20 protein-coding genes are annotated in these 21,933 nt (G+C 64.0%); 7 read left to right on the top strand and 13 right to left on the bottom strand.

Annotation, left to right across the window (positions count from 1 at the left end):
• Nucleotides 1–80: 80 nt before the first annotated feature.
• Nucleotides 81–1,463 carry an amino acid permease gene (locus L6D64_RS23310; RefSeq protein WP_176508623.1) on the top strand — a complete coding sequence of 461 codons (1,383 nt, stop codon included), beginning with the start codon at nt 81–83 and terminating at the stop codon, nt 1,461–1,463.
• A 58-nt stretch (nt 1,464–1,521) separates the two neighbouring features.
• On the top strand, nt 1,522–2,019 hold the full coding sequence (locus tag L6D64_RS23305; protein WP_176508622.1) for a PaaI family thioesterase: 498 nt from the start codon (nt 1,522–1,524) through the stop codon (nt 2,017–2,019).
• Here the strand turns inward: L6D64_RS23305 and L6D64_RS23300 are convergent.
• Nucleotides 1,997–2,422 (bottom strand): hypothetical protein, encoded by a 426-nt coding sequence (locus L6D64_RS23300; protein WP_176508621.1) that lies wholly within the window; start codon nt 2,420–2,422, stop codon nt 1,997–1,999. The two genes, L6D64_RS23305 and L6D64_RS23300, sit on opposite strands and share 23 nt — an antisense overlap.
• Nucleotides 2,423–2,585: 163 nt before the next feature.
• Between L6D64_RS23300 and L6D64_RS23295 the strand changes: the two genes are divergently transcribed.
• Nucleotides 2,586–3,281, top strand: a complete 696-nt coding sequence (locus L6D64_RS23295) for a glutathione S-transferase N-terminal domain-containing protein (RefSeq protein ID WP_176508620.1) — start codon at nt 2,586–2,588, stop codon at nt 3,279–3,281.
• Here the strand turns inward: L6D64_RS23295 and L6D64_RS23290 are convergent, their stop codons facing one another.
• Nucleotides 3,282–4,898, bottom strand: a complete 1,617-nt coding sequence (locus L6D64_RS23290) for an inorganic phosphate transporter (protein WP_176508619.1) — start codon at nt 4,896–4,898, stop codon at nt 3,282–3,284.
• A gap of 121 nt (nt 4,899–5,019) precedes the next feature.
• Here L6D64_RS23290 and L6D64_RS23285 point away from each other — a divergent pair, with 121 nt between their 5' ends.
• Both L6D64_RS23285 and L6D64_RS23280 read left to right on the top strand, forming a co-directional pair.
• Nucleotides 5,020–5,406, top strand: coding sequence for a DUF488 domain-containing protein (locus tag L6D64_RS23285; protein WP_176508618.1), 387 nt, complete (start codon nt 5,020–5,022; stop codon nt 5,404–5,406).
• Complete coding sequence (locus L6D64_RS23280; RefSeq protein WP_176508617.1) at nt 5,396–5,827, top strand: GNAT family N-acetyltransferase; 432 nt, start codon at nt 5,396–5,398, stop codon at nt 5,825–5,827. The genes L6D64_RS23285 and L6D64_RS23280 overlap by 11 nt, the downstream gene beginning before the upstream one ends.
• A 126-nt stretch (nt 5,828–5,953) precedes the next feature.
• Here L6D64_RS23280 and L6D64_RS23275 read toward each other — a convergent pair whose 3' ends face one another.
• The 11 genes from L6D64_RS23275 to L6D64_RS23225 all read right to left on the bottom strand — a co-directional run bounded on the left by L6D64_RS23275 (nt 5,954) and on the right by L6D64_RS23225 (nt 20,311).
• A complete protein-coding gene (locus L6D64_RS23275; protein ID WP_176508616.1) occupies nt 5,954–7,408 on the bottom strand; it encodes a right-handed parallel beta-helix repeat-containing protein in 1,455 nt (484 codons plus the stop codon).
• 3 nt (nt 7,409–7,411) lie between these two features.
• Complete coding sequence (locus L6D64_RS23270) at nt 7,412–8,551, bottom strand: polysaccharide lyase (RefSeq protein ID WP_236192590.1); 1,140 nt, start codon at nt 8,549–8,551, stop codon at nt 7,412–7,414.
• A gap of 80 nt (nt 8,552–8,631) precedes the next feature.
• Nucleotides 8,632–10,044, bottom strand: coding sequence for an alginate O-acetyltransferase AlgX-related protein (locus tag L6D64_RS23265; protein WP_176508614.1), 1,413 nt, complete (start codon nt 10,042–10,044; stop codon nt 8,632–8,634).
• Between the two features lie 27 nt (nt 10,045–10,071).
• A complete protein-coding gene (locus L6D64_RS23260) occupies nt 10,072–10,701 on the bottom strand; it encodes an alginate O-acetyltransferase AlgF (RefSeq protein WP_176508613.1) in 630 nt (209 codons plus the stop codon).
• 18 nt (nt 10,702–10,719) lie between these two features.
• A complete protein-coding gene (locus L6D64_RS23255; RefSeq protein WP_176508612.1) occupies nt 10,720–11,814 on the bottom strand; it encodes an alginate O-acetyltransferase in 1,095 nt (364 codons plus the stop codon).
• Between the two features lie 9 nt (nt 11,815–11,823).
• Complete coding sequence (locus tag L6D64_RS23250) at nt 11,824–13,251, bottom strand: MBOAT family O-acyltransferase (RefSeq protein ID WP_176508611.1); 1,428 nt, start codon at nt 13,249–13,251, stop codon at nt 11,824–11,826.
• Nucleotides 13,252–13,265: 14 nt separating this feature from the next.
• Nucleotides 13,266–14,720 carry an alginate export family protein gene (locus L6D64_RS23245; protein WP_176508610.1) on the bottom strand — a complete coding sequence of 485 codons (1,455 nt, stop codon included), beginning with the start codon at nt 14,718–14,720 and terminating at the stop codon, nt 13,266–13,268.
• Nucleotides 14,717–16,168, bottom strand: a complete 1,452-nt coding sequence (locus L6D64_RS23240; RefSeq protein ID WP_176508609.1) for a tetratricopeptide repeat protein — start codon at nt 16,166–16,168, stop codon at nt 14,717–14,719. Before L6D64_RS23240 ends, L6D64_RS23245 begins: the two co-directional genes overlap by 4 nt.
• 21 nt (nt 16,169–16,189) lie before the next feature.
• Complete coding sequence (locus L6D64_RS23235; RefSeq protein WP_176508608.1) at nt 16,190–17,353, bottom strand: PilZ domain-containing protein; 1,164 nt, start codon at nt 17,351–17,353, stop codon at nt 16,190–16,192.
• Nucleotides 17,354–17,385: 32 nt separating this feature from the next.
• Complete coding sequence (locus L6D64_RS23230; protein WP_176508607.1) at nt 17,386–18,912, bottom strand: glycosyltransferase; 1,527 nt, start codon at nt 18,910–18,912, stop codon at nt 17,386–17,388.
• 91 nt (nt 18,913–19,003) lie between these two features.
• Nucleotides 19,004–20,311 carry a nucleotide sugar dehydrogenase gene (locus tag L6D64_RS23225; RefSeq protein WP_176508606.1) on the bottom strand — a complete coding sequence of 436 codons (1,308 nt, stop codon included), beginning with the start codon at nt 20,309–20,311 and terminating at the stop codon, nt 19,004–19,006.
• A 525-nt stretch (nt 20,312–20,836) separates the two neighbouring features.
• On the opposite strand from L6D64_RS23225, the gene L6D64_RS23220 reads away from it, so the two are divergent.
• Nucleotides 20,837–21,211 carry a helix-turn-helix domain-containing protein gene (locus tag L6D64_RS23220; RefSeq protein WP_176508605.1) on the top strand — a complete coding sequence of 125 codons (375 nt, stop codon included), beginning with the start codon at nt 20,837–20,839 and terminating at the stop codon, nt 21,209–21,211.
• A 78-nt stretch (nt 21,212–21,289) separates the two neighbouring features.
• Nucleotides 21,290–21,928 (top strand): response regulator transcription factor GacA, encoded by a 639-nt coding sequence (gacA, locus tag L6D64_RS23215; protein WP_054884910.1) that lies wholly within the window; start codon nt 21,290–21,292, stop codon nt 21,926–21,928.
• Nucleotides 21,929–21,933 lie beyond the last annotated feature (5 nt).

Genomic DNA, 21,933 nt, shown 5'->3' with positions numbered 1-21,933 from the left:
CTACCCGAATTCTGCTCCAACTTTTTCAGCCGACTGCGGCACTTCAGCTGCCTGCCGGCCGACCCATTCGAGGGTTCTCCATGGCTTCGCTACACAACAACAAACAGCGTTCCTTGCAGCACGGCCTGACCTCGCGTCAGGTGTCCATGATTTCCATCGCCGGCATCATCGGTGCCGGCCTGTTCATCGGTTCTTCCAACGCCATCGCCACTGCCGGCCCGGCCATTCTCATCTCCTACGCCATGACCGGCCTGCTGGTGCTGCTGGTCATGCGCATGCTGGGTGAAATGGCCATCGCCAACCCCAATAGCGGCTCGTTCTCCACTTATGCCTCCGAGGCCATCGGCCCATGGGCCGGTTTCACCATCGGCTGGCTGTACTGGTGGTTCTGGGTGCTGATCATCCCGGTCGAGGCCATCGCCGGCGCCGATATCCTGCATGCCTACTTCCCAGGCGTGCCGTCCTGGCTGTTCGCCTTCCTGATCATGCTCGTGCTGTCGGGCAGCAACCTGGTCAGCGTGAAGAACTTCGGCGCGTTCGAGTACTGGTTCGCGCTGATCAAGGTGGTCGCGATCATCGCCTTCATCGCGGTCTGCAGCCTGGCCGTGTTCGGCTTCTGGCCGTTGGCCGAGGTGTCCGGCATCAGTCGCCTGTGGGCCAGCGGTGGGTTCATGCCCAACGGCTTCGGTACCGTGCTGGGTGGCGTGCTGATCACCATCTTCTCGTTCTTCGGCGCCGAGATCGTCACCATTGCTGCCGACGAAACCGCCAACCCGAAAGACAAGATCCGCCGTGCCACCAACCTGGTGGTGTACCGCATCGCAATCTTCTACCTGGCGTCGATTTTCCTGGTGGTGTCGCTGGTGGCCTGGAACGACCCTGGCCTGAAAGCGGTGGGCTCGTTCCAGCGCGTGCTGGAAGTGCTCAACGTGCCGGGCGCCAAGCTGCTGGTCGACCTGGTAGTGCTGGTGGCGGTGACCAGCTGCATGAACTCCGGCCTCTACACGGCTTCGCGGATGCTCTATTCGCTGGGTGCCCGCGGCCAGGCGCTGAGCATGACCAAGCGCATCTCCGGTGCTGGCGTGCCGACCGTGGCGGTGCTTCTCTCGACCCTGGCAGGCTTCGTCGGTTGCTTCGTCAACTATGTGCTGCCGGGCAAGGTCTTTGGCTTCCTGCTGTCCACCACCGGCGCCATCGCCTTGCTGGTGTACCTGGTGATCGCCGTGTCGCAGCTGCGCATGCGCGCCCGCGCCGAGCGGGAAGGGCGCCCGCTGGAGTTGAAGATGTGGCTGTTCCCGTGGCTGACCTGGCTGGTGATCGGCACCATCGTCATGGTCCTGGGCTACATGCTGTTCAGCGACGCCTACCGCTACGAGACACTGATGACCGCGGGCGTGACCCTGTTCATCGTGCTGGTGTCGCTGACCCAGAAGGGCGCCAAGGTGGTTGCCCAGCCGGCCTGAGCTTTGTGTTTAAATGGGGGCGTTTCGCGCCCCCAATTCCAACAAGCACAGGCTGCGCATGAACGAATATCCCCTTTCCCTCCAAGCCCTCGCTGCCCCCGAAGGCACCTGCTTCGGTTGCGGTTGTTCCCACCCCTCCGGCCTGCACCTGCAGAGCCACTGGGATGCCGACGGTATTCACCTGCTGTGCCGGCACTCACCCGACAGCACCTACATCGGCTGGCCCGGCCTGGTCTATGGCGGCCTGCTGGCGATGCTGGTCGACTGCCATTCGAACTGGACCGCCATGGCCTACCACTACCGCGCCGAAGGCCGCGAAGCGGGCAGCCTGCCGCGCATCGATTGTGTCACCGGCAGCCTCGGGCTCAATTACCTCAAGCCCACGCCCATGGGCGTAGAGCTACTGCTCAAGGCGCGTGTGGAAGGTGAAGTCGGGCGCAAGACCCGGGTCGTCTGCGAGGTCTGGGCAGGCGATGTGTTGACGGTCAGCGCCGACTCGGTGTTCGTGCGGGTGGACACCGAAAAACTCAAGCTCAAGGCGCATGGTCAGGCGTAGATGGAGATAACACTTCAAGGTCCCAGCACTGCACCTGGACTTTCTCATCATCATGTTCCCAGGTGAACTTGAACTCTCCTTTTAACGAGCGTTGGTTAAACTCGATCGATTCGAGAGTGAACTCACCGTTTTCAATCGGCTGGACATCACGATTGTAGAGGCCGAATTCGATTAGCAGACGATCTTCACGATCATCGTCGCCATCAAGTCGGTATGTGCCTTTCTTCGGTGCATTGTTTCCCGTCAAGCGCAGCCAGTATTGAGGTCGCTGATTGTGCTCTTCAGTGATGGCTTCGATATCGAAGCCATCCTCCCACCAGTCTTGCCGATAAACTGTAAATTGCGCTGGCGAGGTTCCTGTCCGTCCATTGAGCATCAGGTTGATTTCGAGTGTCTTGGGCATGGTCCGTTCCTCTGGGGCCCGCACAGATTGCGCGGTGCTCACAGCTGGACGGTATGACCAGAGCATAGGGGTGTCTACTGGTAGTAATGCCAGGTAGAGGAGTACTCGATTCTGCTCAGACTTGCGCTTAGAGTGATGAATTTCACTCCTGCAGGAACCGAGCATGACCGATCTGAGCGCTTTCCCCATCACCCACAAATGGCCTGCGAAGCATCCTGAGCGCCTGCAACTGTACTCGCTGCCCACGCCCAACGGCGTCAAGGTGTCGATCATGCTGGAGGAGATCGGCCTGGCCTACGAGCCGCACAAGGTCAGCTTCGACAACGATGATCAACTGAGCCCCGAGTTCATTTCGCTCAGTGCCAACAACAAGATCCCGGCGATCCTCGACCCCAATGGCCCAGGCGACCAACCGTTGCCGCTGTTCGAGTCGGGGGCGATCCTGCAGTACCTGGCAGAAAAGAGCGGCAAGTTGCTGAGCCCGGATCCGGCCCAGCGCTACCAGACCCTGCAGTGGCTGATGTTCCAGATGGGCGGCATCGGGCCGATGTTCGGCCAGGTCGGCTTCTTCCATTTCTTTGCCGGTAAGGAATACGAAGACAAGCGCCCGCGTGACCGTTACGTCAACGAATCGAAGCGCCTGCTGGGTGTGTTGGACCGCCACTTGAAAGGGCGTGAGTGGATGGTCGATGAATACAGCATCGCCGACATTGCCATCTTCCCTTGGGTGCGCAACCTGGTGGAACGCTACAACGCCCGCGAGCTGGTGGGCTTCGATGAATTCAAGGACGTGCAGCGGGTGCTGGCGAAGTTCCTCGAGCGGCCAGCGGTGCAGCGTGGCCTGAAAATTCCTGGCTGATCAGAAAACCTGGCTCAGCAGCCAGTACAGGCTGCCGGCCAACAGCATTGCCGCCGGCAGGGTCAGCACCCAGGCCATCAGCAGGTTGATCAGCGTGCGCTGCTGAATCCCCGAGCCGTTGGCGACCATGGTCCCGGCCACCCCCGAACTCAGCACGTGGGTGGTCGACACCGGCAGCCCGAACATGTCCGCCGCACCGATGGTGCACATGGCGACCACTTCCGCCGAAGCCCCCTGGGCATAGCTCAGGTGGGTCTTGCCGATCTTCTCGCCCACCGTCACCACGATACGTCTCCAGCCGACCATGGTCCCCAAGCCCAGGGCGATGGCCACCGCCACCTTGACCCACAGCGGGATGTAGCGGGTTGCGTCGTCCAGTTGCGTCTTGAACGCCAGCACCTGGCTGCGAGTGTCGGCGTCAAATGCCACCAGCTGTTTCTTTTCGATCAGGCGGATGGTTTCGCTGGCCAGGTACATGTCGTTGCGCACGTTGGCCATGGCTTCGGCTGGCACGCGCTTCAGTGAACCGTAGCCTTTGACCTGGTCACCGATCTGGCCGGTGAGCGCGGCCAGTGCCGGTACCAGTTGCGGGGTGGCCTTGGGTTCGGCGATGAAGGCGGTCAATGCCTGGCGCGGGTCGCCGGAGGCCGGCATGGGCGTGGTGTCGACCAGCGCCTGGCGGGTGACTTCGGCAACGGCAAAGAACTGCAGGGCCTGCTCGCTGGGCATGGTCTTGTTCAGGGCATAAGCCATCGGCAGGGTGCCGACCAGAATCAGCATGATCAGGCCCATGCCCTTCTGCCCGTCGTTGGAGCCATGGGCGAACGACACGCCGGTGCACGTCAGGATCAGCACCCCGCGGATCCACCACGGTGGCGGCGTGCGGCCTTCCGGCGCCTGGTACAACGCCTTGCGCTTGACCAGCGCGCGCAGTGCCAGCAGCAGCACGGCAGCACAGGCAAAGCCGATCAGCGGCGAGAACAGCAGGGCATAGCCGACCTTGCTGGCCTGCACCCAGTCGACCCCGCTGGTGCCGTCACGCCCATGCATCAGCGCGTTGGCCACGCCGACGCCGATGATCGAGCCGATCAGTGTGTGCGAAGAGGACGCCGGCAGCCCCAGCCACCAGGTGCCGAGGTTCCAGATGATCGCCGCCAGCAGCAAGGCAAAGACCATGGCGAAGCCAGCCGAGGAACCAACCTGTAGAATCAGCTCTGCCGGCAACAGGGCGATGATGCCGAACGCCACCGCGCCACTGGAAAGCAACACGCCGAGAAAGTTGCACAAGCCGGACCAGACCACCGCCACCGGTGCCGGCAGCGAGTGGGTGTAGATCACCGTGGCCACCGCGTTGGCGGTGTCATGGAAACCGTTGACGAATTCGAAGCCCAGGGCAATCAGCAGCGCCAGGCCGAGCAGCAGGAACGGCGTGACGGTAGTGATCGCCGTACCACTGGCAGTCACGTCCTGCTTGAGGCTCCAGGCGGTATAGGCGATGCCGGCCAGCAGCAAGCCGAAGAACAGTAAAGGGGTGGCGCGCCCGGGTTTATGGGAAAGTTGCGGGCGAGAGTCGCGGTGGGCCAGTGGCGGCTGGCTGGCCAGGGACGGGGTTGCCATGGGGGCTCCGATTGGCGTCGGCGAGGGTGGCTCTGAGCATAGAAACAATTCCCCGGCTGGGCGTGACCTCGGTCAATGAATTACCTAGGCTCAAGACAGACGGTCATGGCAGGAGAACCCTATGATTCGCTGCAAGCGCGTCTACGACGCGCCAGAGACGGAAGATGGCCAGCGCGTGCTGGTCGACCGCCTGTGGCCGCGCAACAAGCGCAAGGACGAACTGCATGGCGAGTGGTTCCGCGACGTGGCGCCATCCACGCAATTGCGCAAAGCGTTCCACCAGGGCGAGGTGGATTTCGCCGGGTTTACCGAGCGTTATCGGCAGGAGCTGGCGGCACACCCGGAGCACTGGTACCCGCTGCTCGATCTTGCGGGCAAAGGCAACCTGACCTTGCTGTATGCCGGCAAGGACAGCGAGCACAACAATGCCCAGGTGCTCGCGGCCTGGCTGGAAGACGAACTGGAGCGGCGTGGCCCGGGCAGCTCGCCGGTGTGTTATGCCCGTTGAGCTAATCGCCGCGAGCGACGCTTGGCGCACCTTTGCCCGCGACCTCACGCGGCGGGCGATGCTGCCCTATTACCGCGAGTTCAGTCTGCTGTGGATCGAGGAAGCGTTCGACGAAGCCTGGGGCTGGCGCGAGCAGTGGCTGGTGATGGAAGGGGAGACCGTGCTGGGATTCTGCAGCCTCAGCCAGGACCGGCAGGCGTTGTTCATTCGTGAGTTGCACCTGGTGCCGGAACATCGGGGGCGCGGGGTGGGCAGTCAGGTGCTGGAGACGCTGGCTGACTGGGCGGCGCAGCGGCGGCTGCCGCTGTTGAGGCTGATGGTGTTCAAGAGCAACCCGGCGCGGCAGCTCTACCTGCACCATGGGTTCGTCGAGATGGGTGAGGATGACTGTTTTGTGAGGATGCAGCGGGTGATCGGTTGACCTGTGCCGGCCTCTTCGCGGGTAAACCCGCTCCCACAGGGTTCACCACAGGTTTGAATGCTGTGAGGTTCATGTGGGAGCGGGTTTACCCGCGAGGAGGCCGGTGCAGTTAAAGCAAATGCTGGATCATTGCTGCCTCACCCGCACAGTCTCACCCTGGCGAACTGTGGCCTCGAGCAACTGGCCCTGCAACGGCAACAAATCCCCGATCAACAGGTTCTGCAGCAACGGCTTGCCCTCGAAGCGGTTGCCTCCGAGCACCACATCGCGCATTCCCTCCACCCGCACCAGCGCCTTGCCGACCCGGCCCAGGCGATTGCCGCTGAGCAGCAAGGGCCCGGCCAGCGGCGTGGCATTGCGCAGGCTGATGGCATATTCCGCGGTATTACCGATGCGGTTGTCGAGCAGCGCCACCGCGCCGACCTCGCTGGCATCCACCGCGCTGCCCTGGCTGCTGGCCAGCAGGTTGTCGTCGATCACCAGCGGCGCCGCCACGGTGGGTGCCAGGTTGCGCAGCTGGATGGCATTGCCCCGGCTGTCACCGATGCGGTTGCCGGCCAGCAGCACTGCGCCTTGTTGCTCGCTGACTTCGATGGCGGCCTTGGTCGCGCCGAGGATCAGGTTGCCTTCGACCAGGGCGCGGGTCTGGCCACGCAGGCGCACGCCACTGTTGTTGTCGATGCCGCGCAGCTGGTTGCCCTGCAGCCTGACCTGGCTGTTCTGCACGTCGATGGCGTACTGCTGCGACTGCCCGAACTGGCTGCCGGTGATGGTCGCCTGGCTGTGTTGCAGCTCCACCGCGCTGGACATCTCGCTGAACTGGCTGTCGCGGATGATCAGCGTGGCCGGGCGCGTGCTGGCCGCCTGCTGGGTGCTCAAGGCCGTGGTCAGGCCACGGGAAAGATTGGCGTTGTAGCCCAGGCGCTTGAGCGTCGAGCCGATCACCTGGGTATGGCTACCGGCCCAGGCCACCACGAAGGGCCGCCAGGCCCTGTCGGTGCTGCCCGGCTTGTCGCCGGCCATGCTCTCCAGGCTGGACTGGTTGAGCCCGAGCCAGCCTTGGTTGATCAGCGCCGTGCCGGAGAAACTCGAGAGGTACAGGCTGGTGCCTTCGAGCACCAGCCCCGCATCGCTGGCGATCATCAGCGGGTAGCTGAGCAGGTAGCCATCCTTGTAGCGCTTGAGGATGCGCGGATCGTTCAGGGCGTCGTGCAACTGCGCCAGGGTGATGCTGCCACCGCGCAGCATCACCACTTGCGGGTGGTGCGCCTGGTAACCGGCGATGGCGCGGAACAGGCCATTGTTGACGAATGGCTCGAACGGCCAGCTGCCCGCCTGGGACGAGAACATTGGCTGCAGGCTGACGCTGGCGCGCCCGGCCGGGCGTGGCCGCTCGGCCTGCTGGAAGGCCACGGCCTGGCGCACCTGCTGGCGCAGTTGTTCGGCCTTGAGCTGGCGTTGCTCACCGGGCAGGGTATCCACGGTCTGGTTGACCGGCAGCGCTTGGCTGGCGGCGTGGGCAGCGCCGGCCAGGCACAAGGCGGCCAGGCAGGTGAAGGAAAAGCGGGCGAGGGCGGCCATGGGTCAGCTCCTTGATCCGGGCAGAGGGGGGTAGAACGGTTTGATCGGGCCACCGAGCTGGCTGTAGTTGTCCACCTCGCCGTCTTCGTTGTCGTACAGCTGGCGCGCCAGGGCATGGCCGGGGTTGCGCTGCAGGAACGGGATCAGCCAGGCCAGTTTGTAGGGCGCGACATCCACCTGGGATTTGCCTGTGAGTTCGGGCAGGCCATCAGGGGCGAGCACGCTGCGCGCGGCGAAGTTGGCCAGCAGGTCGAGGGTCTGCTGATCGTCGGCGCTCCATGGCAAACCGTTGGCGCGAGCCGATTCGGCCAGCAGCACCAAGGGGACCAGCGCGTACTGGCTGTAAGTGGCGGCCAGTTTGCCGCGCTCCACTTCCAGCGGCAGATAGGCGTAGCTGGCGTCAGCGGAGCGCACGGCCTGGGCCAGGCCGCGGCGCAGGTTGCCGTCGGCCCACTGGATGAAGTCGTCGCGCCCGACCAGCATGCCGGTAGCGGCCACGGCCCAGGCCGCCCAGTAGTCGTGATTATTGAACTTGATCCGGGTAGCGCTGCGCCGGGGTGCGTACTCGGCGATCACTTGCTCGGCCAGGCGGCTGAACCAGCTGCGCTGTGCCGGGCTCAGTTGCAGCTTGCCGTCGGCTGCGGACTGGGTCAGCAGCACGGCGCCGGCCATGGCGGCCAGCGCCCACTTGCGGGCCGCCATGCCGGTGCCGCTGGCATCGGGGTTGAGCAGGGCACCGGCTGCCGCCCATGCCTGCAACCATTGGTCCTGGCAGGCCAGGGCCATGTTGGCGTCCTGCGGCTTCTTCGCCCGCTGAAAGCGTTTGCTGGCATAGATCAGGCCACCGACGAACTGCTTGACCTGCTTGGCGATCTGCTCGCTGTCGGCGTCGGGGCTGCTGCGCAGGGTCGACTTGCTGGCGTCGCGCTGGTCGTACTTGCTTTCCAGGTGCAGGCTGCCGGTGTAGGGCGCTGGCGGCTGCTGGCTGCAGGCCAGGGTGCGGTAGTCGGCGATCATGGCTGACTGTGGCGTGCTGTGGGCGGGCCAGATGGACTGGGCCGCCTGAGATTGGGGGCTCAGCAGGAACAGCGTGAGCAGGATTGGGGCCGCTTTGCGGCCCTTCGCGGGCAAGCCCGCTCCCACACCGATTCGTGTGGCTGACGCGGTCGAGGTAGGAGCGGGCTTGCCCGCGATGGGCTGCAGAGCAGCCCCATCAATGGAGGTCAAAGGCACAGGCGAGTCTCCACATCGGTCGCCGTGGTCCCGGGCTTGGTCGGCTCCATGAACACCGACAGCAGGTTGGCCCCGGCAAACTCCGGTGCCTTGCTCAGCTCCAGGTAGTACTGGCCACCGGTCACCACCGCGTCGCGGCGGAACCACACCTTGTCCCGCGCCCCATTGTCGTAATAGACGATGATGTAGAAGTCCTTGACGTTCTTGTCGCTCAGGCGAATGTCGAGAAAACCCTTCGACAGTGCCTGGCGGCCACTGCCGGCATTGCTCAGCAGTTCGATGCGCTCACCCACTTTCAATGCCGGGCGCTGCAGCTTCGCGCCGAGCACTTCCCGGCCTGCCGAACAACCGCCCTGGACTGCCGGCACCAGCTGGCGGTACATCAACGGCGAGTCGAGCCGGTAGTTGGCCGGCAGTTCCCAGACGATCAGCTTGGGCGGTGCCTTGGGCTTGTAGTCGCTCGACAACAGGTACTCCAGCAGCGAGCCATCCTCGCCCACTCCAGGCAGGGCGTAGTTGAGGATGTCGACATTCAGGTACTGCTTCAGGTAGCCATCGAAGTTGAACTGCTTGCTCTCGTCCTCACGGGCCGCGGCATTACTGTCGCCGACCAGGATGACCTGCGGGTCCGGTGCTTCATCGAACAGCGCGTCGGCGCCAGCCGCCACCGGGATGGTCTGGTAGCCGCGCACATACTGGAAACCGTAGTTGTTGCCGCAGATGCTGCTCAGCGCCAGGTTCATCGTGCCGTCCTTGGGCACCATCACGCCCGGCTCGGTACGGTATGCCTTCTTGGTCAGCCCGGCATAGAACGGCTGGCGGCGGATTTCCTCGGCCATCAGTCTGGCCGTGGCCTCGGCGCCGCTGGGCGTCCAGTGGTGGTCGCGGCGGAAGAAGTACTCGCCTTTCGGCGGCTGTTGCACCAGCTGCATCATCGGCGCCACCACCGCGCCGCCCTGGCGCAACTGGCCGAGGAAGTTACCAAGGTTGTTGCTGGCGCGGGCGTAGTCGAAGCCATGCAACTGGTCGGCGAACAGCTTGTCGCGGTGCATCAGCCCGCGGGTCGGCTGGATCGCCATGGCCACGTGGATGCCCTGGCGTTCGAAGGCCTGCATCAAGCGGGCGAACTCCGGGCGCATCGGCGCGGGGATGCCAAAGTCATTGGTCAGGTCGACGGCCGAGCGGAACAGCCAGCGATCCTTGCCAGGGACGATCTCGCGCATCAGTTTCATGCGCCCCTCGGCATAGCGTTGCGGGTCGCTCAAGGCCGGGCAAACCATGCACTGCAGGTTCTCGCAACCAGGCCCGGCCACCTGGGCAGCCGGGGCTGGCTGCGCGGCCAGGGCCGGCAGGCTGAGCAAGGCCAGGGCAGCGCTCAGGCCAAAAGGAACAAGGGTCTTCATGTGCCATTCATCCTTGCAGGGCATTCATCACTCGGTCGGGTCGATGCTGTTGGCGATGGTCATGCTGCGGTTGCCGGGTAGCAGCACGTAGCTGTACGAACGGCCCTTCTTGAGGAACTGCTCGTCGAAGCTGGCGACCTTGGTGTCCTGCTGGTAGGCGGCGAAGTCGATCTTGACCTCGTTGACCATGCGCGTGCCGGTCTCGCCGTTGCCGAGTGCCTCGACCACTTCGTGCTTGCCATCGGAGGTCTTCAGCGCGGCCTGGTTGGCGGTCAGGTTGTAGAACGCGATCTGCGCCTTCTTCGGCTCGTTGACGTACTTGTCGCTGATCAGTTTCAGCTGCTTGCCGTCGTAGACCACCGTACTGGCTGCATTGGCCTTCAGCTGCGGTTCGATCGACTGGCTGCCGACGGCGATCTTGTGCGGCCCGGCAGGGGTGAAGCGGTAGCCGCTGAGCTGGCCGGCGGCAACCCGTTGCGGGTTGACCTTGCCGCTGAGGGTGACGTCGATGTTGCGCTCGGACAGGTTCAGCACCCGGACGAACGCCGAGTCGGCCGGGGCCACGGCATCGTAAAGGTCGGCGTTGCCTTCGGCGGCCAGGGCAGCCTGGCTGGCGGCGGCCAGGGCGATGGCGGTGAACAGTGGGGCAAGTTTCATCAGGCTCTCCTTGAATCGTCAGAAATGCTGGGGCGCCGCGCTGCGGCTGAGCGAGCCGGGGCGGTGGGCGAGCAAGGTGCGCAGGGGGAATTCCCAGACCACGGTGTCGATCTGCGTGTTGGCCAGCTCGTCACTGGCAAGGAACTGGTTCATCGCCTCGAACGGGCCGCGGGCTTCCACGGCAATGCTCAACAGGTCGCGGTTGAGTGCCTCCTTGAGGAAGCCGACAAAGTTCCAGTCGTCGATCTTGCTGTAGCTGGTGCCGACCAGCAGCAGGCTCTGGTTTGCCTCGGCGAACAGGTCGTCGGCGCCTTGTTCGGCCTTGAGGGTTTCGTACAAGGCGATCGGGTTGGGGCCGAACTGCGGCGCCAGGCGCGCATGGTCGAACTGGATGTAGTTCATCAGGTCGCCCTTGATGCTCTTCTCACCGGCCTTGCGCGACACGTACACCTGGTCGCCCAGCAGTTGCGGGCGCTGGCGTGCCAGTTCGTAGGCCGACAGCCGCGCGCCTTCCGGGCTCCAGTGGGTGTCGGACTTGAGGAACAGCGGCGGGCCTTCGAGGTTGGCGAGAAACGCGGCGCGTAGCGGTACCACGTCCAGATGGCGGTTTTGCAGCTCACCGACGAAGTGGTCGTAGAGGCTGGTCACCCGTGGGTCGAAGGCATGCTTGGCATGCGCCGCGTACACATCCAGCTTCATCGGCAGCGGCAGGATCACCAGCTGCTTGCCGTGCTCGGCCAGTTGCGTGCGGACCTTGGCGATCTGCTCCAGCTGGCTCGCCACGTTGGCCTCGAGGTCGTTGGGCACGCGGTATTCCTGGTTGGTGTAGAGCCAGCCATCCTTGCCCAGCACCACACCCTTGGTGCCTTCGCCGAACAAGTGGAACTGGGCATCGGCCCACAGTTCCACCGACGGCTCACGCAGGAAGAAGCGCTTGTCGTAGGCCTGCTCGAACTTGCGCAGCAGCTTGCCATCGACGAACAGGTTCCAGGTGTCGGTCGAGGTGCGAGCAAAGCTGAACACCGGCGGCAGCGAATAGATGAACATCGCCGCCAGCACCACCGCGAACAGAATGCCATTGGCCTTGCTGGCCGAATTCATCACCGGGTACATGGCAGGCTCCTAGAACTGGAAATACAGGAAGGGTGAGAACGAGTTGGCCGCCAGGCTGCTGAGCGCCAGCAGGAAGCCGCCCCACAGCAGCACACTGTGCAGCGCGCCGACGTGGCGCATGAAATAGTCTTCCTTGTTGCCGGCGTAGAAACGCACGTTGTTGATCCCGGCCAGCACCAGCCAGGCCAGCGCCACCAGGGCAAAGGCCATGGCCATTTTCGAGGCGCCGAGCACGTACAGTTCCAGCGAGCCGAAGCCGTTGAAGCCGAACAGTGCCTTGTAGATGTCGATGCTGTGGCGCAGGTCCATGGTGAAGAACAGCGGCATGCTCAGCAGGATCAGCACCCCGGTGCGCAGGTTGCGGCCTGGGTGGTAGGGCGTGGTGACCTTGGTCGCCAGGTTGAACTTGCGTTCGATGACCATGCCCACGCCGAAGAACAGCCCCCAGCAGATGAAGGCGAAACTCGCGCCGTGCCACAGGCCCGAAAGCAGCATGGTCCAGATCAGCGCCGGCAAGGCGCCGGCCACGCGCTTGCGCACCAGCGGCATGTACACGTAGTCGCGCAGGAAATGCGCCAGGGTCATGTGCCAGCGTGCCCAGAATTCGGTGATGCTCTGCGCCACGTAGGGCTGGTTGAAGTTCTCCGGGAAGCGGAAGCCCATCATCAGTGCCAGGCCCAGGGCCATGTGGCTGTAGCCGGCGAAGTCGAAATACAGCTGCAGGGTGGAGATCACCAGGCCGAACCAGGCATCGCTGAACTGCAGCGTGCCTTCGCTGACGAACAGCACGTTGATCGGGGCCAGGCGGTCGGCGATCAGCACCTTCATGATGAAGCCGAGCATGAAGCGGCACACGCCCAGCGAGAACAGCTCCAGCGAATGGCTACGCTCGCGCAGCTGCGGCGCCAGCTGGCTGTAGCGCAGGATCGGCCCGGCTACCAAGTGCGGGAACAGCGCGACGAAAGCGGCGAAGTCGATGAAGTTGCGGGTTGGCGTGGCGTCCTTGCGGTAGATGTCGACGATGTAGCTCAGGGCATGGAACACGTAGAACGAAATGCCCAGCGGCAGGAAGATGTTTTCCAGCGTCCAGGTGTTGATGCCCAGCGGCGCCAGCAGCAAGGCCAGCACCTCGGCGCCGAAGTTGGCGTACTTGAAGTAGCCCAGGGTCGACAGGTTGCCGGCCACGCCGACCCACAGAAGACGCAGGGCCAGGCGCTTGTCGCCGGCATCCAGGCGTGCCTTGATGCGCAGGCCGAACCAGTAATTCCAATAGGTGATGCCGACGAACAGCAGGAGGAAGTCCGGCCGCCACCAGGCGTAGAAAATGTAGCTGGCGGCCACGATCACCGTCGAACGCCACTGCGCCTTGGCCAGGAAATACACGGCCAGGAACAGCGGCAGATACAGGAACAGGAACACATTGGAGGCGAAGATCATGGCACGGCCCTTCCTTAGTAACTGATCACCACGCCGACGCTCAGCTGGTAGTCATCACCGGTTTGCAATGCACTGCCGGCATTGAGGTAACTGGCACTGACCAGCGCGTTGACGTCCAGGTGCTTGCCGTCGATAGCCACCGGAAACATCTTCCAGTAGTAGTTGAGGTCGATCATCTGCCCGACATTGCGCCCGTTGCCGTTGCTGCCCTGGTTGATGGCGCGATTGCGCTGCGAACGCTGGTCGCCGTTCATGCGGATCGGCAGGGTGCCATCGGCATCGCGCAGGTCCAGCTGGGTCACCCGCAAGTCCAGTGCGCTGCGCGGGGTAGGGCGGGTCTCCACGGCAAAGCCGTAGTAGCTCAGGTTGCGCAGGTCGAGGGCGACGAACGAGCTGGTCAGGCGGGTGCTGTAGGAGCCGGTGCGGGTGATGCGGTCGGACTGGATGGCGTTCAGGCGGAAGCCGTCGTTCTCGTCGCTGGGCTTGTCGGTCAGGCCACCTCGCAGTGCCACGCGCGGGGTCCAGGCCAGATCGTCAAAGCGCTTGCCGACTTCGCCGAGGACCGCCCAGCCCTTGCTGCTGTGGCCGGTGGTGGTGACGCCGTTGCCGTCGGTGTTGTCCATCTTGCCGTCCAGCGCCGCCAGTTCCAGGTGGTAGTCGCTGAGCACTGGGTAGGCGAGGTTGTCGCCCTTGAAGAACAGCCCGTAGCGCATGCCCTTGAAGTCGTAACGGTCGCCGGCGTCGTGGCCGCTGTGGTCGTTCTCGTGCATCAGGCGCACACCGACCTGGTTGTTCTGGCTCCAGCGGTAGGCGTACTGGCCCATCAGGTAGGTGGTGCGCTCCTCGCTGTCGGCCAGGCGGTTGACGTCGGTGTTGTAGTTGTGGAACTTCTGGCCGACGGCGACGAACGCCTCGCTGAAGGTGTCCTGATAGTTGAAACGCAGCGACTCGAGGCTGTCGTCCCACCAGATGCCGTAGTCGTCATAGAAGCGTTGGCGGCCGAACGATGCAGAGAAGCGCGGGTCGTCGCCGATCAGGTTGCGCTTGACGTACAACTCGCGCAGTTCGGCGTACCAGCCTTCGGGCTGCTCGCGTTCGTTGGCGTTGGATGCCTCGTTGGTCAGGTTGCTCGACTGGCTGGAGTCGTAGTTCAACCACAGGCGGCCGTAGACCGTCCACTTGGCCCAGCGCTTTTCCGGCGAGTACCAGGCGAACGATGGCTCGTAACGCAGGCTGTAGAACATCTCGCGGTCGCTGCCGACCTGGGAGTCTTCAGGGCCGTAGCCGGTCTGTACGGTGAGTTTGTTGAACACTTCCGAGGTGATCACCGGCTCGCTGCCATCCCGTGCAGTGACGCGCACCGGTTCGTTGCTGTCGGCCTCGGGGCCGGTGATTTCTTCTGCGGCGAACGCCGCCGGCAGTGGCGCCAGGGCCAGCAGGGCGCCGAACAGGGGGTGATGCGCTTTCACAGGGTGGCCTCCTTGAACAGCCCGTTGCGAGCGGCCAGGGCACGCTCGATGTCATCCTTTGGCAGGGTCTTTTCCAGCCGCCTGATCAGGCTGCGCGCGCTGCGTTCACCCAGGTCGAAGGCGACCCGGGCATAGGTGTAGGCCTTGACCGGGTCGTGGCACAGGGCACGGCCATAGGCGTGCAGGGTGGCCATGCGGTACCAGGCGGCGGTGTTGCCCTTGTCGGCTTCGGCCTGGAACAGCGCCAAGGCCTTTTCCTGGTCAGGCTGGTCTTCGACGCCCTTGCTGTAGTACTCCCCCAGCAGCAGGCCGGCACCGGGGTAGCCGTTGGCGCGCAGTTCATCGATCAGGGCGCGGGCTTTGTCCGGGTCCAGGGTCAGCCAGTTGTTGACCATGTAGAACTGCGCCTGCAAGGCTTTGGCCCGGGTGGGTTCGCGCTCGCGCACCTGGTCGATCAGCGCCTGGGTTTCCTCGGCGTTGTGCTCGGTCGGGTTGGAGATCATGTAGTTGGCCTTGGACACCATGGCCGGCACGAAGCCGCGGGCCACGGCCACATCGCGCCAGCGCTGGACGCGGGCGGTCGCCAGGTTCAGTGCGTCGTCCTGCGCCTTTTCGCGCGCCTGTTGCTCGGGCGTCGGTGGCAGCTTTTCGGCCCCGGGTGCGCTGGCCTGGTTCTCGTAGCGGTCGGCTTCCTGTTCGGCGCGCTGCACGCTGGTGATGCTGTCGAGCAGCGCGGCGACGCGGTGGATGATCTCCACCGGCAACTGCTCGCGCTCTGGCTCGAGCTGGTCGGCGAAGGGCGGGAACAGGCGGTCCTGCTGTTCGCCGAGGAACGCGTAGTAGCGGTCCAGGGCGCGCACGTCCACGCGCACCGCCTGGCGATACCAGCGCTCGGCGCCGGCACGGTCACCCTGGCGTTCGGCAAGCACGGCGTGGTACAGCGCAGGAAGGCAGTTGAGCAGGCAGGCCTGTTCGTACAGGGCCAGCAACTGCGCCGCCTGGGCGGTGTCGACCAGCTCCGGGTAGGTCAGGAACACTTCCAGCGTGGTGCTGGTGTTGCGTGGGTCGAGGTTGGCCGGGTAGCGCGTCAGTGCCTGGGCCATCCACGGCCGCAGCGCCTCGCGCAGGCTTGGGGTGCGGTCGATCAGGCGGGCCAGCGAAGCCAGTGCCGGGACCATGCCATGGCCGTCGGCAAAGGCCTTCTGGTACAGCGCCACCACTTCCGCGCGGCTGGCATCTTCGCGCCCGGCCAGCACATCACCCAGCAGCAGGGTACTGGCCAGGTCGCCACGGGCAGCCAGTTCGCGCAGGTCGGTAGTGACCTCGGCCGACGGGTCCTTGTACAGCGCGTAGCGGATCTGCTCCAGGCTCTGCCCGGCGCTGGCCGAGCTGGCGCAGGCCAGGGCCAGGCCAGCCAGCAAAAGGCGGGGGGGCTTATTGGCGGTCATGGCGTCATCGTCCTCGGCCGTTTAGCGCGCTGCGCCGAACGGCAGGCCCATGAACAGATCGACCGCTACCGCTTTCTGGTAGGCCGCCGCCGGCAACGGGCTGTCAGGCTGGATGGTCAACGCCAGGTTGCGGTTGACCTCATCGACCCGTGCGTCGACCACCTTGCCGCTGTAGTGCTGGTCGAGGCCGAACACCTGCATGTCCACCGACTTCACCCGGTCGACATCGGCGAGCTTGTCGAACGGCACATTGGCGCGTACGAACAGGCCCTGGTCCTTGGGCAGCAGGTGCATCAGCGCGGCCTCTTTATAGCCGTAGCCGTCCAGGCGTTGGTTCGGGTAGTAGACCGTGCAATCGCACGGGCTGTTGATCACGGTCTCGATGGTGGCGCGGCCGAGCAGGGTCTGCAGGTCACCCGGCGACAGGTCGGCGACCGCCTTCATGTCGGCCGGGCTGGTGAAACTGGTGGCCAGCTGCGTGGAGATGCTGGCCAGCGGCTGGCCGGCCTGCACTTCGGTGGCGCCGGCGGGCAGCAGGTACTTCACATAGCCGTTGTCGGGCATGCTGATGACCTGGGCGTTGGTCGCCACCTGGGCCTGCAGCGCCGGGATGCGGAAGAACAGCAGGTAGCCCTTGTAGCCGACGAAGGCCAGCGCGGCGACGCCAGCGGCGGTGTACAGCAAGGTGCCGGTCAGGGCCTTGAGGCGGGCGCCCGGGGTGCGTGCGCTGGCGTACTTGTGCTTGCGTTCCTTGATGTAGTTCTCGCGCTGCATGACATTGAACAGGCCGTTGATGTCGGCGATCTCGCCGGACATGTAGGCGCTGATCAGGTAGCGCAGGATGTCGCGCTTCTGTGCATCGAGTTCGACGAACTGCGCGCCCACTTCGCTGCCACGCTGGGAGACGATGCGGATCTTGCTGTCGATGTTCAGGTCGACCTGGTTCAGGCGCAGGCGGATCGAGGCGTCGTACAGCGTGCCGACGTTCAGCGGCGCGTCGTGGATCAGGCCCAGCCCGCCCAGGGAAATATCCTGCAAGGCGACTTCGAACGGGGCCTGGCCGGCACTGGCCAGGCGCACCCGTGCGTTCATCCGTGTGCGCACGTACTGGCGCTCGTCGACCGCCTCGTGGACGATGTTGGCCGCTGTCTTGCCCGGGGCCGCGGGAATGTTCGTGGTACTCATGTGCAGGCGCCTTTCCTTAACGTTGCGGTTTCTTAATGAGAGAGTCCGAGGAGAACGGTAATGACCCCGAAGAAGATCGCGATCGACGAGCACAGCATCGCCTTCGAGGACCAGCGGTTGAGGCTGGCGTCGAAGTCGACGCTGCCAGTGGCCAGGGTGGTCTTCTGTCGCGTCCAGCTTTGCTGGTCCATGTGGAACATCGCGTAGACCTTCATCAGCGAACCGACGATCTGGTTGTAATAAAGAACGAAGGGGTACATCGGGCTGACCGGGTGGCCGGCGAAGACGAACAGCACGGTCACCAGGCTGCGCGAGATCAGCACCCAGAACAGGTACACCAGCAGGTACTGGATACCGAACACCAGGCCGGCCACCACCGAGGCGGTCAGGCCCATCAGGCAGGTCCACATCGACACGCGCTGGTCGAGCAGCACGTACAGGGTGAACAGCCCCAGGCGGGCCCGGCCGAGCAGGGCAGTGGCGCGGAAGTTCTGCCGCAGCGAGTTGCCGTACCAGCGGAACATCAGCTGGCGGGTGGCGATCCAGAAGCTGTCGCTGGGCGGGTGCTCGACGGTCAGGGTATGGCTGTCGGGCACGTAGAAGGTGTTCCAGCCAGCGCGCATCAGGCTCAGCCAGCTCGACTTGTCGTCCCCGGTAAGGAACTGGAAGCGGCCCAGGCGCCAGTGTTCGAGGAAGTCGGCCTCGACGTCGCGGATGAACTCGGGGTCGGTCATCACTTCGGCGCGGAAGAACGACAGCCGCCCGGTCAGGGTCAGCACCCGGTGCGACAGCGCCATCGAACACATGTTGATGTGGCGCTGGACGAAGCGCATCGAGTGCCACTGGCGCATCCAGCGGCTGCCCTCGACTTCGCAGAATTCGTTGGTGGTCAGGCCACCCACGTCTGGCAGCACGGCGAACAGCTTGACCGCTCGCTCGACACAACCAGGCAGCATCATGGTGTCGCCGTCGACCACGCCGACCACGGCGTCACTCAGCGGCATCTGCCGCGACAGCGCGCGGAACGCATGGGCCAGGCCGTCACGCTTGCCGGTGCCCCGGGCGCGGACGATCACCAGCTTGATGTCGTCACGGTCCTTGACCTCGTTGCGCATGATCTGCTTGATGAAGGTCTCGTCGCCTTTCTCGACGATCGAGGCGATCACCGTGCAGGGCACGTTCAGCCGTTGCACTTCCTGGAACACCGACTGGTAGACCTTGAAGGTGGTGGTGGTCGGGATGCGGAAGCTGGTCACCACCATGAACATGTGCGAGGGCAGCGCGGCATCGCCCAGGCGGTCGACCTGCCGGCGCAGGCGCGGAAACTTCCAGTGCAGGAAGTACATGCCGCGCAGGTAATGGACCACGGCATTGCCGTAGCGCCACATGCCCAGCGTGCCGATGATGAAGATGAACAGGTGGTGGTCCGGGTCCAGGTACTGCGGCGCGACCATCTCCGACGCCAGCGCAATCAACCCGGCGAGGCACGCCCAGCCGAAGAAGCTGGCGCCTGCGCGCAGGTAGCCGGGGGCCACGAAGGGCGGTTGCTGTCGATCCATGTCGGCTTGACTCCTGTTTTTGCGGTGCCCGCGCGCCACCCCGCCGAGGCCTGAGCCAATGGCAGGTGGTGCGCGGTGGGTGCCGGGTCGGTTACCAGCAGATGCCTTGGCTGTGGCTGTCGCTCAGGCCGGGCATGAAGCCGACCAGGTCGATCACCTGCTTGCCGTGGCCGCTTTGCAGGGCGCTGGCGAAGCGTGGGTCGTTGTTGCCCAGGACGATCACCTCGGCGTCATCGATCACCTGCTGCAGGTCGCTGTGCAGCAGCGACGAAACATGGGGGATCTTCGCTTCGATGTATTCCTTGTTCGCCCCGTGCACGCGGGCGTATTCGACGTTCTCGTCGAAGATGTGCAACTGGTAGCCCTTGCCGATCAGGCGCTCGGCCAGTTCCACCAGCGGGCTTTCGCGCAGGTCGTCGGTGCCGGCCTTGAAGGCCAGGCCCAGCAGGGCGATCTTGCGTTTGTCCTGGCGCTCGATGAGGTCGAAGGCGTTTTGCACCTGCGAGGCATTGCTGGCCATCAGCGAGTCGAGCAGCGGCGCCTTCACATCCAGGCTGGCAGCGCGGTAGGTGAGGGCGCGCACGTCCTTGGGCAGGCACGAGCCGCCGAAAGCGAAGCCCGGGCGCAGGTAGTAGCGGGACAGGTTGAGCTTGTGGTCCTGGCACACCACATCCATCACCTCGCGGCCATCGACGCCGGCAGCCTTGGCAATGTTGCCGATCTCGTTGGCGAAGGTGACCTTGGTCGCGTGCCATACGTTGCAGGTGTACTTGATCATCTCGGCGACTTCGATCGACTTGCGGATCACCGGTGCCTCAAGGCCGTTGTACAGCGACTCGAGCAGGTCACCCGACTGGCTGTCCAGTTCGCCGATCACGGTCATGGCCGGGAAGTCGTAGTCCTGGATGGCCGTGCTTTCGCGGAGGAATTCCGGGTTGACCGCCACGCCGAAGTCGACGCCGGCTTTCTTACCCGAGTATTGCTCCAGGATCGGGACCACCACGTTCTTTACCGTGCCTGGCAGCACGGTGCTGCGGACCACCACGGTGTGGCGGTTGGCCTTGTCGCGCAGGGCGGTGCCGATTTCCCGGCAGACCGCCTCCATGTACACCAGGTCCAGGTCGCCGTTCTTCTTGCTCGGGGTGCCGACGCACAGCAGCGACAGGTCGCTGGCGAGGATCGCCGCCTGCACGTCGGTGGTGCCGCGCAGGCGGCCTGTGCTGACACCGTCCTGCAGCAGCTGTTCCAGGCCTGGCTCGACGATCGGCGATTTACCCTGGTTGATCAGTTCGATTTTTGCCGGGGAAATGTCCACCCCCAGCACGTGATGGCCGCGGGCCGACAGGCACCCCGCGCAGACTGCGCCTACATAGCCAAGTCCAAAGATACTGATGTTCATACGTCCCTCTCCCTGGGGCACGGCAAAGCCGGCCGAGATACATCGTTCATGAAGTTGTCGAATGGCAGACGCGCAGAAGTAAGCCGCGCTCGAAGTGGCGTTGCAGGCTGTTTCTTAGTGGTCTTTTTACAGCCTAAGGGCGTTTATATTTTTATTGCAAGCGCTGATATTGGGTTGTTTGAAATTAATTTAATTGTTGCCTGTTAAAGTTTAAAAACTCTTATAAATCAACAAGTTAAAGTTGCTGTTAGTTGGGCGTCAAAAAAATGATAACCCCCTGAGTGGCGGTAAAGTGACGCCAAGGACGTGGCGTTTTCCTGGTTTCTCCCTCGGCTTGGTCAGCCAGAGCTGCACCGCTGGGACAGATAAAATCCCTGTAAATCAAGGCCTCGCAGGGCGCGGTGGTGGCGCAATACTGGCTTGCGACGAAGGTCGACGATGGGCATAGTGACCGCACAGTCTGCAGCTGCTCTCAGGATTGTGAGCAGGTAGCCCATGACGGCACAGGAACAAGGAGAACGTCATATGAAAGGAATCGGCCCACGGCTGCGAGAAGAGCGTGAACGGCTGGGCATGACCCAGCGGGTATTTGGTGACATCGGCGGTGTCGAACCCAACGCTCAGGGCAAATACGAAAGTGGCGAGCGCACGCCTCGGGCGGATTACCTGGCAGCGCTGGCGACCAAGGGCGTGGATGCGCTGTATGTGCTCAGCGGGGAGCGCACTCCGGCGCCGCTGGAAAGCCTGTCGGCAGATGAAACCGGTCTGCTGGGCGCGTTCCGGCGGTTGCCGGCGGCTGACAAGGCGGCGTTGTGGCATCTGCTGGGGCGCCTGGTGGGCGAGGGCAGTGGAGGGGAACCGGCACGACAGCTGCGTCATGAGCGTCAGACGTTTCTGTAGGAAGTTTTACGCTAGGTCCGCCGTGAAAAATTTTGTTAAGGTGGCGGGATCCAATCGCCCTGTTGACGAGGTGTCTGCTTGATTAGGGTTCTAGTGGTCGACGATCACGATCTGGTTCGAACCGGTATTACTCGCATGCTGGCTGATATCGACGGCCTGCAGGTGGTGGGTGAGGCGGATTCGGGCGAGTCGGCGCTGAAACTCGCCCGGGAACTGAAACCTGACGTCGTCCTGATGGACGTGAAGATGCCCGGGATCGGCGGCCTGGAGGCCACCCGCAAGCTGCTGCGCAGCCACCCCGACATCAAGGTGGTGGCGGTTACCGTGTGTGAAGAGGACCCGTTCCCCACCCGCCTGATGCAGGCCGGCGCCGCCGGTTACCTGACCAAGGGCGCCGGCCTGGACGAAATGGTCCAGGCCATTCGCCTGGCTTTTGCCGGCCAGCGTTACATCAGCCCGCAGATTGCCCAGCAGCTGGCGCTGAAGTCGTTCCAGCCGCAAGCGTCGCCGTTCGACGCGTTGTCGGAACGGGAAATCCAGATCGCCCTGATGATTGTCGGCTGCCAGAAAGTGCAGATCATCTCCGACAAGTTGTGCCTGTCGCCCAAGACCGTCAATACTTACCGCTATCGGATCTTCGAAAAACTCTCGGTCACCAGCGATGTCGAACTGACCTTGCTGGCCGTTCGCCACGGTATGGTTGACGCAAGCCTCTAATCCTT

This window comes from Pseudomonas urethralis, assembly GCF_021602465.1.
GTDB classification, from domain to species: Bacteria; Pseudomonadota; Gammaproteobacteria; order Pseudomonadales; family Pseudomonadaceae; genus Aquipseudomonas; species Aquipseudomonas vlassakiae.
Note: the sequence above shows the minus strand (reverse complement) of the source record. Positions and strands in the feature narration are given on the sequence as shown.